The 12,740-nt window shown below is 37.1% G+C and carries 11 protein-coding genes; 2 read left to right on the top strand and 9 right to left on the bottom strand.

Going from position 1 to position 12,740, the window contains the following annotated elements; translation table 11 throughout:
- Position 1 precedes the first annotated feature (1 nt).
- Positions 2-856 carry a manganese catalase gene (locus J2Z26_RS01825; RefSeq protein ID WP_193534212.1) on the top strand — a complete coding sequence of 285 codons (855 nt, stop codon included), beginning with the start codon at positions 2-4 and terminating at the stop codon, positions 854-856.
- A 78-nt stretch (positions 857-934) separates the two neighbouring features.
- On the opposite strand, the gene J2Z26_RS01820 is transcribed toward J2Z26_RS01825, so the two are convergent.
- The 4 genes from J2Z26_RS01820 to J2Z26_RS01805 form a co-directional block, all read right to left on the bottom strand.
- Complete coding sequence (locus J2Z26_RS01820; RefSeq protein WP_193534213.1) at positions 935-1,711, bottom strand: enoyl-CoA hydratase-related protein; 777 nt, start codon at positions 1,709-1,711, stop codon at positions 935-937.
- 156 nt (positions 1,712-1,867) lie between these two features.
- A complete protein-coding gene (locus J2Z26_RS01815) occupies positions 1,868-2,581 on the bottom strand; it encodes a class I SAM-dependent methyltransferase (protein WP_193534214.1) in 714 nt (237 codons plus the stop codon).
- A 115-nt stretch (positions 2,582-2,696) separates the two neighbouring features.
- Positions 2,697-4,250, bottom strand: coding sequence for a fatty acid--CoA ligase family protein (locus tag J2Z26_RS01810; RefSeq protein WP_193534215.1), 1,554 nt, complete (start codon positions 4,248-4,250; stop codon positions 2,697-2,699).
- 189 nt (positions 4,251-4,439) lie between these two features.
- The gene (locus tag J2Z26_RS01805; protein WP_193534371.1) at positions 4,440-5,174 is read right to left on the bottom strand and encodes an MBL fold metallo-hydrolase; all 735 of its coding nucleotides are present in this window, start codon (positions 5,172-5,174) and stop codon (positions 4,440-4,442) included.
- A gap of 151 nt (positions 5,175-5,325) precedes the next feature.
- Here J2Z26_RS01805 and yhfH point away from each other — a divergent pair, with 151 nt between their 5' ends.
- Complete coding sequence (gene yhfH, locus J2Z26_RS01800; protein ID WP_193534216.1) at positions 5,326-5,457, top strand: protein YhfH; 132 nt, start codon at positions 5,326-5,328, stop codon at positions 5,455-5,457.
- A 50-nt stretch (positions 5,458-5,507) separates the two neighbouring features.
- Here yhfH and J2Z26_RS01795 read toward each other — a convergent pair whose 3' ends face one another.
- The 5 genes from J2Z26_RS01795 to J2Z26_RS01775 form a co-directional block, all read right to left on the bottom strand.
- Positions 5,508-6,524: a LacI family DNA-binding transcriptional regulator gene (locus J2Z26_RS01795; RefSeq protein ID WP_193534217.1), complete on the bottom strand. Its 1,017-nt coding sequence runs from the start codon at positions 6,522-6,524 to the stop codon at positions 5,508-5,510.
- Positions 6,525-6,631: 107 nt separating this feature from the next.
- On the bottom strand, positions 6,632-8,077 hold the full coding sequence (hemY, locus tag J2Z26_RS01790) for a protoporphyrinogen oxidase (RefSeq protein ID WP_193534218.1): 1,446 nt from the start codon (positions 8,075-8,077) through the stop codon (positions 6,632-6,634).
- A gap of 111 nt (positions 8,078-8,188) precedes the next feature.
- Positions 8,189-9,121: a ferrochelatase gene (gene hemH, locus J2Z26_RS01785; RefSeq protein ID WP_193534219.1), complete on the bottom strand. Its 933-nt coding sequence runs from the start codon at positions 9,119-9,121 to the stop codon at positions 8,189-8,191.
- Between the two features lie 22 nt (positions 9,122-9,143).
- The gene (hemE, locus tag J2Z26_RS01780) at positions 9,144-10,181 is read right to left on the bottom strand and encodes a uroporphyrinogen decarboxylase (RefSeq protein WP_193534220.1); all 1,038 of its coding nucleotides are present in this window, start codon (positions 10,179-10,181) and stop codon (positions 9,144-9,146) included.
- Between the two features lie 273 nt (positions 10,182-10,454).
- Positions 10,455-12,599 carry a transglycosylase domain-containing protein gene (locus J2Z26_RS01775; protein ID WP_193534221.1) on the bottom strand — a complete coding sequence of 715 codons (2,145 nt, stop codon included), beginning with the start codon at positions 12,597-12,599 and terminating at the stop codon, positions 10,455-10,457.
- Positions 12,600-12,740 lie beyond the last annotated feature (141 nt).

Below are 12,740 nucleotides of genomic sequence, written 5' to 3'. Positions count from 1 at the left end.
GATGTTTTATCATGTAAAAGAATTGCAATATAGAGCAAAGCCTGAGCGGCCAGATCCTCTATTTGCGAAGCAATTACAAGAAATATTAGGTGGGCAATTTGGAGAAATTTCTGTTGCGTTACAATACTTATTTCAAGGTTGGAATGTTAGAGGAAATGGTAAGTATAAGGATTTGCTAATGGACACAGGAGCTGAGGAGCTTGCACATATCGAAATGCTAGCTACTATGATTGCTAGGTTACTTGATGGTGCACCTGTTGGGGATTTAGAGGTAGCAGCAAAAGATCCTGTTATCGGTGCTATTCTAGGAGGTATGAACCCTCAACATGCCATCGTTTCCGGATTAGGTGCAATGCCTGTTGATAGTGTCGGAAACCGATGGACAGCAAGCTATATCGGTGCTAGCGGAAACTTATTAGCTGATTTCCGAGCTAACCTAAATGCAGAATCACAAGGTCGTTTACAGGCTGTTCGTCTGTATGAAGCGACTACTGACCGTGGTGTTAAAGATATGTTATCATGGCTTATCGCAAGAGATACCATGCATCAAAACCAATGGTTAGCAGCCATTTATGAGCTTGAAGCTAAAGAAAATGTTGTTGTTCCAAGTACATTCCCACGTGAACTTGAGAAACAGGAAGTTTCACATGTACTATTCAATTACTCTAGAGGGAACGAAAGTGCTACAGGACGTTGGGCGAACGGTCCAAGTATCGATGGAAATGGGATGTTCTCATATGTTGAGAACCCTGTACCACACGGTAAAATACCTGTCCTTAAGCCAGCACCACCATATATCCATGACACACTACCAAGCGTCCTAAATACAAACTTAGTCCCACCTAACATGTGCTAAATATGTCATAAGGGGCCTGACCCCCGGTGCTTTAAAGTGTTAAATCACCTTGTGGATTAGGCCCCCTTTAGACATTTTTTATTGTCCTTTGAATACTGGTTTTCGTTTTTCGTTGAATGCGTTTAGCGCTTCCACACGATCTTCAGTTGGTATTGTTATCTCGTAGGCTTTTCGTTCGATTTTAAGCCCTGTTTGAATATCGGTATTCATGCCTTCTTTCACTGCAAATTTAGCTTGTTGAAGTGCAACTGGACCATTTTTAAGCATTTCGCTTGCAAAGCTATAGCATGAATCTAATAATTCACCACGACTTACAACCTTTGTTAATATTCCATAGCTAAAAGCTTCCTCAGAAGAAAGCCTTCTAGCAGTTAATATTAGCTCTAAAGCTTTCGTAGTACCTATTAATCTTGGTAGTCTTTGAGTTCCACCAGCTCCTGGAATAATCGCTAAACTTGTTTCTGTTAAACCCATTAGTGTATCGTCCACAGCAATCCTAAAGTCACAAGCTAAAGCTAGCTCCATACCACCTCCGAAAGCATATCCATTCAGCGCAGCAATCGTAGGCTGTGGCAAGTTTTCAATACTTGCAAATACCTCTCCAATTTTATACACATTTCTTTTAACCTCTGCTGGTGTAAGTGTTTTTCTTTCTTTCAAGTCAGCTCCAACACTAAATGCCTTATCTCCTGAACCAGTAAATACAACTACTCGAACGTCTTGGTTTGTCCTAATTTCTTCTACGACCGTCTCAAGCTCTTTTAATGCTTCATAATTAAAGCAATTCATTGTTTCTGGTCTGTTCAATGTTACGGTTGCTATGTAATTTTCAACATGATAGATAATTGTACTCATGATATCTCTCCCCATCTCTTTGTTGTGACCGCTTACATTTTATTTCGATAAGAAAAGATAAATTCCTTTATTTACGAAGAATATAATACTATTATGAAAAAATAAAACGACTACCAAAATGAATAGTCGTTTTAATATCATCACTAAACTACTAACCTATTTAGTACACCTAATGACACGGTAGCCGACTATGTCTTTAAAATCTTTTGTAAACTGCTCGTGAGTTTCTAGCACACTAAAACATTCATCTGTGATGTTCTCTGAAAGATAAAACTCAGTAGCATTTTCAAGATCCTCTTCATCCGGATCCTCGTCATTTTTAGTGATACGAATAGCCGAAAATCCAGCTTCCTTTACTGTTTCAAACCACTCATCTTCAGTCTGGAGCCTTGTGACTCCATAAAAATGAATAAATGCTTCTAACTCTTGTTTGTCTATTAATTTTTCAAGTGTCATTTCGATACCTAACAATACACCATTTGGCTTTAAAACTCTTTTAAGCTCAGATAGTGTCACCGGTTGTTCTGTAAAAGAAATCACTGATTCTGACAGAATAATATCAAAATGGTTATCCTCAAATGGTAATTCTTCAGCCTTTCCCTCCACAATTGTAACAGGCAAACTAATTGTAGAAAGCCGCTCCTCTGCTTTCTCAAGCATTACCTTATTATTCTCAAGAGCACTAACATGACAATTATAGTGATTAGAAATAAATGCGGCCGTTTGACCAGTTCCGCAACCAATATCAAGAATCCTAGAAGAAGAGTCAATTTGCTCTTGAGCTAGTATTTCTCTTGTCAGTTTAAGACCTCCAGGATGCGCTCCCCCAACTCCAAACAGTGCTAAACAGTCTAGATATGTGTTCTTCACAATTTTTCCCACCCTACCCTAATTTGCATAAAATATAGTATGTCGACAGGAAAAATATGTTCTAAAATAGAATAATGGACAGTCCCCTACTAGGACTGCCCACCTTTCTTAAGAATTATTTCTGAAGAACAGCTTCTTTTAATGCACGTCTTAAGATCTTACCAGTTGTATTTTTAGGAAGTTCTTCTAAGAAGTTAATTGTACTCGGAACTTTATATTTTGCTAGATGTTCTTTACAGTAGTTTAGTAGATCTTCCTCTGTTAGGTCTTGATCTTTTTTAACAACGTAGCAACTTACTGCCTCTCCAAAATTAGGATCAGGCACACCTAAAACAGCTACCTCAACCACTCCAGGGTGACTATATAATACTTCCTCTACTTCACGAGGATACACATTGTAACCGCCTACAATGATCATATCTTTTTTGCGATCTACAATATAAAAATAACCTTCCTCATCCATTTTAGCTAGGTCTCCAGTATACAACCAGCCATCACGTATTGTATGTGCAGTTTCCTCAGGCATTTTGTAATACCCTGACATTACGTTAGGACCACGTACAACTAACTCCCCAACCTCACCAACAGGTACTTCTTCGCCAAGTTCGTTGACAACTTTATTTTCAACATTAACAATGCTCATTCCAATTGATCCTGCTTTGCGTGGACGATCTAGAGGGTTAAAGCAAGTAACCGGAGAAGCTTCAGACAATCCATATCCTTCAGAAACTAAAACCTGGAACTTCTTCTCAAAGCTAGTCAAAAGCGCAACAGGCATGGACGCACCACCAGAGATACAAAGCCTTAAACTCTTAAGGTCTTCCACTTGCCCCTCAGGGTATTGCAACAAGAAATTATACATAGTCGGAACACCCGCAAATACTGTTGCATTATATTCTTTAGCGACTCTAAAAATCTCTCCCGGGCTAAATTTCGGAACAATGATAAGTGTTCCTCCATTCATGAGTGGGGCATTTAAGGCAACTGTTAAGCAAAATACATGGAACATCGGCAAAGTTGTAATAACATTATCTGAATCAGTGATCTTTAAATAGTTCGCAACATCAATCGCATTGCTATAAAGATTCTTATGAGTAAGCATTGCACCTTTAGGCTTTCCTGTTGTTCCTGATGTATAAAGGATAACAGCTACATCATCATCGTTTACTTGTGGTCCTTCGAATGCTAAATCCCCAGAACCTATTATACTTGTAAACGATTTCAATTTCGGGAATATTGATAATTTAGTAACATCTAAGTCACTTTGTGAACCTTGTGGTGTTTCACATGCAATAATGTTCTCCACATCGGGAAGCATGCCATTCATTTTTTCGAAAAGTGGAACTAGTAGGTCAAGAGCAATGATCGTTTTTACATCACCATTTTTAAGTATATAACCAATCTCATCAGGAGTATAAATAGGGTTAATTGGAATAACTGTAGCTCCAGCTCGCAGTGCACCATATAATCCGATAATAAAATGAGGTGAATTTCCAGATAAAATAGCTACATGGTCACCTTTTGAAATACCAAGCTTCGTAAGACCACTAGCAAATTTAGTTACTGCAGCATCAAGTTCAGCATATGTACTAGTTGAATCATTAAAAATGTAAGCGGTTTTATTAAAGTATTTCTTTGCTGTAACCCCTAATTGTGAAGTTAAATTCACGTAAAACCCTCCCTTTATTTTATGAATGAATCATCACTCATTTTCTAAAATATCTAAATATATTATATTAAAAGAAAATTAAACTAGCAAGAATTAGTTTGTAATCGATTTCATAATTAGTATTAATCAGCTTCTTGATAAAAAAAACTTTCCAATATAAGTTGGAAAGTTTTATAAAAATAATTTTCATTACAGTTGCCAAACAAATCCTGATGTTGCAAGATTAATTGGTCCAGGATATTCTTTCGAAGCTTGTTCCACCAAATCTTGATGATTTCCATAATGCGGCAAATGAGTGAGTAGTAGCTGTTTTACCTTTGCACTTTTTGCAAGGACACCTGCCTCTGTACTCGTCATATGTCCGAAAGCTGGCCCATCCTGTCCCTCATATAAATTACATTCACATATTAATAACTCAGCTTCTTTTGAAAATGGAATAAATTCTTCAATATAACTAGTATCTGCCGTAAATACAACTGTTTGTGTTCCATTGGTTATTCTCATGGCAAAGCAAGTAACAGGATGCTTTGTCCTTAAAAAACTGATTGTAAAAGGACCAATTTTTATATCTCCTTCAGGATAATAAGGCATTCCTTTTGTATAACCTTTATAGCTTAACTTAGAAAATCCCTCTTCATCATATGTGTGTCCATAGATCGGCAGTTCTTCATTTGATTTCCCTAATGACTTTGCTATAAGGCGTGCATATTGCAGTGGACCAATGTCAGCAACATGGTCATGATGATAATGAGAGAGAATAACCGCGTCTAGTTCCTCAACTTTTATGTAGTTTTGCAACTGTGCTACAACACCACTCCCACAGTCAACTAACAAGCGAAATCCATTTTCTTCAAATAAATATCCTGTCGTTGCCTCATTCACTCCTGGGTAACCACCCCAAAATCCTACTACAGTAACCTTCAACTCACTCACTCCTTTAAAATGCATTCTAACTCTTCCTTATTTTATTATATAGGCATTTTCATCATTTTAAAAATTGTTACAAAACAGACGTTGACCAAAACAAACTGTTATAATACAATGATTATAAGAAAAACACATTGGAGGGGATAAAATGTTAATGAAAAGTACTGAATTTTTTAAAAATCTTCCTGCGAAAAAGTGTATCGAATGTGAAAATGAAATCCAGGAGCAGCATGAATGCTATGGAAACAAGTGCGAAAACTGCATGCAGCTTGGAAAATAAATTATAAAATGACTACACAAAAAGCAGCCTCAATGGCTGCTTTCTTTTATTTAATATAGTGTTTGGTTAGCCTTTTTTAGCGTTGATTCTCTAACAATAAGCTCCAATGGTAAACAATGTACATCTCTGTACAACTTTGTTTTGCTTTTAATTTTTTCCATAAGCAGCTCTAAGACTTTTTGACCCATTTGATTCACTGGTTGATGAACGGTTGTAATTGTAGGCTCCACTAACTCTGTTATTATTTGATTATCAAATCCGACAACAGAAAGTTGTTCTGGAATTTTCCATCCCCTACTCTTTGCCTCTGCAAGGATTCCAACAGCTACTTCATCTCCGCCAGTGAATATAGCTGTAGGCTGATAAGCCATTTCTTTTATTCTATGGAAAATTTCTCTACCATCTGCAACACTTAAAGCATCACGAAATGCATGCTGTTCATCAAAATATAAGTTTGACTCTGAAAGTGCTTTTAAAAACCCTAACTCTCTATGCTTACTAATAGAACTTTTATACTCCCCACAACAGTAAGCAATTACTTTATGACCTTGTTCAATAAGGTGCTTTGTAGCTAAATATCCACCATAGAAGTGGTCTAAAGTAACCATGGGTACATTCGCTCTTTCATTCGGTTCATTGCACAGAACGATTGGTCCATATTTTAAAAATGGGGAGATAGTCTCCCAGTCATTTTCAGTAGAAGTTAAAACCACTCCATCGATTTGTTTAGTTTTTAAGAGATTAAGATAATCTAATTCTTTTTCTTTTAAATACCTAGTCTGACAAACTATCAGCTGATACCCATGTTCAGATGCCGCTATTTCAATTGCTTCAATTAGTTGACTAAAGAAAGGGTTCGTAATTCTTGGTACTAATACAGCAAGCATACCTGTTTTTTGATTTCTTAAGCTTCTTGCAGCAGAATTTGGTACATAACCTAAGTTTTTCATTGCTTCGAGTACAATGATTCTTTTTTCCTCTGCGACATATGGATGATTATTTATAACTCTTGAAACCGTGGTCCTTGATAATCCCGATAATTTTGCAACATCCTCAATTGTAGCCATACCTAACCCTCTCGCTTAAATGAAATCGTTTTCATAGTAATAGTATAGATACTTTTTTACCCAATTTCAATTTAAGGATGATTTTTCCAAAAAAAGAGAGGCTAACATTAGTTAACCCCTACTAAATCTTTGTTATGTTCATTAAGGAAATTTAGTACATGGCTTACTGCTTCTTCTCCTTGGTCGATACAATCAGGGATACCTAAGCCTGAATAGGAACTCCCCGCTAGAAATACTCCAGGTAATTCATCTCTCATATGTTGTTTTAAATTCTCAATTCTCTCCTTGTGACCTACAGTGTATTGGGGCATGGAATCTTTCCAGCGTGTTACCATTGTGAACTCAGGCTGTGAATCAATATCCATTGTCTTCGTTAAATCATCAAGGACTACCTTAATGATTTCTTCATCTGTCTGGTCAACAATCGCTTCGTCACCAGATTTCCCAACATAGCACCGTAAGAGAACCTTCCCTTTCGGTGTTGAATGTGGCCACTTTTTATGGGTCCAGGTACAAGCTGTAATTGTATAATCATTCTTCCTAGAAACTACAAATCCTGTTCCATCTATATCTTTCTTTATGGCATCTTCAGGAAAAGCCAATGCCACCGTAGCGACAGAAGTTGATGGCATCTCTTTTAATGGTGTAGCAAAATGATAGTCTTGTAAGATGTCCACAGTCACCTGATGTGGAGTTGCCAAGATGATACTATCGGCGTCTAGAACCGTACCGTTATTTAAATGAACAAGGTATCCTTTGTGTCGTTTCTCTATTTTTTCAACACGAATGCCTTTAATAACCGAACCAGAATCAAGCTTTTCTTCTATTTTCTCAACAAGGGATTGTAGACCAGAGGAGATCGTTAAGAACATCCCTTTTGGTTCTTGACCTTCTGTACCTGTCTTAGGCTTAGGTGGTGTAGCGTGCCTCATTCCTTTAATTAAGCTTCCGTGCTTTTGTTCCACTTGGTAAAATTGAGGAAAGGTTGACATTAAACTTAAGTTATCAATATCCCCAGCGTAAATTCCTGATAATAATGGTTCAATTAGGTTTTCAACCACTTCATCACCAAGTCTTCTTCTAAAAAATTGTCCAAGAGACAGATCGCCTTCAGTTTGTGTAGCAGGTAGGACAAAATCGGCAGCTGCTCGCATCTTACCCATTGGTGAAAAAAGTCCAGTAGTGATAAAAGGGGTAATTTGGGTTGGTATTCCCATAATCGAACCACCAGGCATTGGATGAAGCCTACCCTTAACTAAAACATATGACTTCCCTGACGAATTATAGACGAGCTTATCCCCTAACCCCACTTCTTTAATCAGTTTAGATGCACTGAGTTTTCTAGCCAAAAATGAGTCCGGGCCTTTCTCGATTACATATCCGCCGTCATTTGTTGCCGTCTGAATTTTGCCTCCTAATCGATGACTTGCTTCAATTAATTTTATGTCTAGGGTATTCCCTTTTTCTTTAGACTCTTTCTGTAGATAATACGTAGCAGCTAGTCCTGTGATTCCGCCACCAATGACGATAACCCGCCCTTTTGCTTCACTCACTGTTCATCGCCTTCTTTTCATTAAATTATTTACCACTGTGATTATAATGATAAAACCCCCACTCCTTACATAAAGTGGGGGCTAACCAACGTGGGCAATTCCCCGTGGTGATTACTTGTTAATTTTTTTCAAAACTACGGTTGCTAGGCAATCAATAAATTCTGGCTTAGCATTTGGCATTTCAGGCCTGAAATACGAAGCACCAATTTCATCTGTAACAATTTTACATTCTGTATCATTGTCATATAGCACCTCTAGATGATCTGCGACAAATCCTACTGGGATATATACAAAAGAAGTGTAGCCTTTCTCCTTATGTAAATCCCTTGTTAAATCTTGAACATCCGGGCCAATCCAAGGTTCAGGTGTGTTACCTGCACTTTGCCAGCCTATTTCATAATTTTTTATTCCAGCTTTCTCAGCAATTAAATCTGCTGTTTCTTGAAGTTGCTGTGGATATGGGTCACCAGCTGCAATAATTTTTTCTGGAAGACTGTGAGCTGATACAATTAGGACTGCATTATTACGTTCCTCGTCAGTCATATTTTCATAAGTCTTTTTAACTTCAGTTACCCAATAATCGATAAATTTAGGCTCATCGTACCACTGCTCAACAGAGTGAATAATTGGACCACCTAGTTTCTCTGCTTCTTCCTTTGCACGGCCATTGTATGATTTAACACTAAAGGTAGAAAAATGTGGAGCCAGTACAATACTAACTGCTTCCTCAATTCCATCTTTGTTCATAGCAGCAACTGCATCTTCAACAAATGGTTCAATATGCTTTAAGCCTAGGTACATTTTAAATTCAATCTCATCCTGAATTTGATTCAGATGAGTTTCTAATTTCTCAGCTTGTTCTTTTGTAATTTTTGCTAGCGGAGAAATGCCCCCGATAGCCTCATATCGGTCTTTAAGATCCTGAAGACTTTCAGGAGATGGTTTTCTACCATGTCTAATGTGAGTATAATATCTTTCAATATCCTCTTCTTTATAAGGGGTACCGTATGCCATCACAAGTAGCCCCATTCTTTTCTTTGCCATTACGTATTACACCTCATAAACATTATTTTTTCGCACTATATTCATGAATAAACGAAGTTAATCGCTTTAATGTATCTGGATTTACTTCTGGGAAAACACCATGACCTAAGTTAAAGATATAGGCTGGATTTTTCATCCCTTGATCTAGTATCGCTTTTGCTCTTTCTTCAATTACATCCCATGGAGCTAGTAAAATGGATGGGTCAAGATTTCCCATAACCGTTTTCTGAATTCCTTTATCTCTTGCTTCGTTAATTGGTAAACGCCAATCAAGACCAACAACATCTAAAGGTAAGTCATTCCATTCTAAAGCTAAGTGACTTGCTCCAACTCCAAACATAATTAACGGAACACCTTCACCTCTTAGCTCTGTAAAAATGCGATGCATAATTGGTTTTATATAATAACGATAATCTGCAACATTTAAAGCTCCAACCCATGAATCAAAGATTTGAATTGCCTTTGCCCCTGCTTTGATTTGTGCCTTAATATATGTAATTGTCATATCCCCGAGCTTATCCATTAATGCAAACCAAGCCTTTGGTTCAGAATACATGAATGCCTTGGTTTTGTTATAGTTTCTAGATGGTCCACCTTCTATCATGTAAGAAGCTAAAGTGAACGGTGCACCTCCAAAACCAATAAGTGGAACATTTAGTTGCTCAGTTGTAAGTAATTTGATTGTATCTAGAACATAAGGTATGTCCTCTTCAGGATTAATTTCGCCAAGTCTTTCAACATCCTGTAGAGATCTAATTGGATTGCTAATAACTGGACCAATTCCTGATTTTATTTCAACATCTACCCCAAGTGCTGGTAGTGGAGTCATGATATCTTTATAGAGAATAGCAGCATCAACGTTGTATTGTTCGACTGGAAGCCTTGTTACGTATGCACAAAGCTCTGGTTGATGGGTTATTTCGAATAAAGAATATTTTTCTTTTATTGCGCGGTACTCAGGCTGAGAACGACCAGCTTGGCGCATGTACCAGACTGGAACATGCTTGCCTGCTTCTCCTTTACAGGCTTTTAAAAACGTATCATTAAACACAGAACTCATTGCAATATCCACCTTTCACTCTTTCACAAACATAGTTTTCTTATTTTACGGCTTTTTCAAGATTGTTGTTTCACTTTGAACCTTGCCGTTCCAATCCACTCGAGTTAAATATTTATAAATCAAACTCATAGGGTAATTAAAACGGCTCATCTCAAAGTACCTAATCTATAAGCATGCCTTTACAATTATTAAATATGCCTATTCAAATTTACCAGTTTATACTTTAGTTGTATAGTTTACTACACTAAATGTCAAAAAATTGACTTAGTTGAGTTAGTGTTTTGAGAAAAATTCTGGGCGTACTAGGTTTGATTCTAGTCCTTCTTGGTCGGTTTGTGGGTTATATGGGATTAGACACAAGGTTGGAAGGGTGAATATATTCACATTTTCAATTTCGTAATTGCCTTCTCCCTTTACTGAACCTATATATTTTAAGTCTGTAGAGGACTTTTCATAAATTCGATATTCTACTCGACGGTCTTCTAAGGGTGTCCAGTTTAATCGGATTGTAAATAACCCAAATGGTTTAAATGTAAGGTTTGCATGGAGGTCAGTTACTTCTTTTATTCTTATTGGTGCTTCTAGTTCTTCTACATCTTCTGGAGTTGTAAAAGCCATCAACGACTGCTGAGATAAGTTTGATTTTGTAAGAATCTCTTTAAACAGTTTTGTTGAGTAAGAACTTCCGTACTTTAAGTAATGCTCTTCATCTGTCGAATCATACCCCATCCAGAGTGCCCCTACAACAGTAGGAGTAAATCCAACAAACCATGCATCCTTGGCCGCACCTTCTTTATGTGGGTAATTGGTTGTCCCTGTTTTGCCAGCTAATGCACCGTTATAGTAACCAGATCTTCCGGTTCCACTTTTCACAACAGCTTCTAGCATTCGTGTCATATACCATGCCGTTTGTTTTGAAAATACTTCTTTTTCTTCATAGTCTACTGTTCCAACAACCTTGCCATTGCGGTCAATGATTTTATTTATAAAATGCGGTTTTATGATTTTGCCTCCAGCGGCGAACGCTCTGTAGGCTTTTGCCATATCAAGTGGCGATATTCCTTGCTGAAGTCCTCCTAAGGCAATTGACAGCCCTTCATCTGGAATTGATATTCCTGATTTACCGAGGTACTTTTTCCCTGTTTCAATCCCTAGTTGATTTAAGGTCCACACAGCTGGTGCGTTGGCCGATTCTATGACAGCATCATACATAGATATCTCTTCTTTATAAATATCATTATAGTTTTCTGGCTCATATTTCCCATAAGCAAGCTTCTTATCAACTAGTAAAGAATAAGGTTTAAATTCTCTTTCATCTAAAGCTGGCCCATACACAGCTAGTGGTTTAATTGTTGAACCAGGTTGTCGCTTCACAATGGAGCGATTCAAACCTTTTTCTACATATTTTCTTCCACCTAGAATCGAAATTACTCCACCTGTCTTGTTATCTAATAGAACAAATGCCCCTTCTGCATTTTCATCCGTTCCTGGAAAATAAGAGGAGTCCTGAAATAACTCATACGCAGTTTCTTGAACATGTTTATTTAATGGGACCGTAATTGTATAGCCACCTCTTAAAAGTTCTTCGTTGGATAGAGAATAGACTTCCTTCGCTTCTTGAAGGACCATATCAATATAAGTAAGTAATGCAGGGTCTTTTTTATGATGATGAACATCCAAAGTTAGTGTTTTTCCTTGGTAACGAACGGTCTCCTCCGGTGTTAAGTAACCTTGTGATTCCATTAAACTTAAGATTAAATTTCGTCTTTCTATACTTTTATCAGCATGAACAAGAGGTGAGTAAGTGCTAGGAGCTTTTGGTAACGCAGCCAGCAAGGCACCCTCTGCTATCGTAAGTTCTGAAACATCTTTATTAAAATAAAGTTTAGAAGCAGATTGAATTCCATATGCCCCGTGACCGAGATAGATTCTATTCAAATACATCTCTAACAGCTTTTGTTTACTGTATTTTTTCTCAAGATTAATTGAGATGATTACTTCTTTCGTTTTGCGTAGCCATGTTTTGTCAGATGTTAAAAATACATTCTTAGCAAGCTGCTGGGTTATTGTACTTCCACCTTCAACTTTCCCCCCAGCAAGAATATCTTTATATAAGGCTCTTAAAATTGCCTTTACATCAATTCCATGATGTTTGTAGAATCTTGAATCTTCAACCGCTATAAACGCTTGTTGGACATGGTCTGGAATATTTTTAATATCCACAAGGTCTCTATTTTCTAAATACAATTTAGTTATAACATTCCCATTTTCATCTACTAACTTGGAAGCTGAATCCATGACAAGTTTTTTCTCATCAACAACGTAATCTCCAGCCGATAAAATGAGTAAGTAACCGAATAAACCTAACACAAATGTAAAGAAGAGAATAGAAATGGATAATAAAAGCTTCTTTCTCATTAAATAAGACACCTCCAGTTATAAGGACTAATGCTTTGAATTTATAGACAAATTCGACATATTTTGTATTTTTATGGTTATATGGATATACATTAGTATTAATGTAAATGTTTCTCAGTATGTATAAAATAAGATTAAAAA

This window comes from Cytobacillus luteolus, assembly GCF_017873715.1.
GTDB lineage: Bacteria > Bacillota > Bacilli > Bacillales > Bacillaceae_L > Bacillus_BV > Bacillus_BV luteola.
The sequence above is the reverse complement of the archived record's forward strand: the minus strand, read 5'-3'. Positions and strand labels throughout refer to the sequence as shown.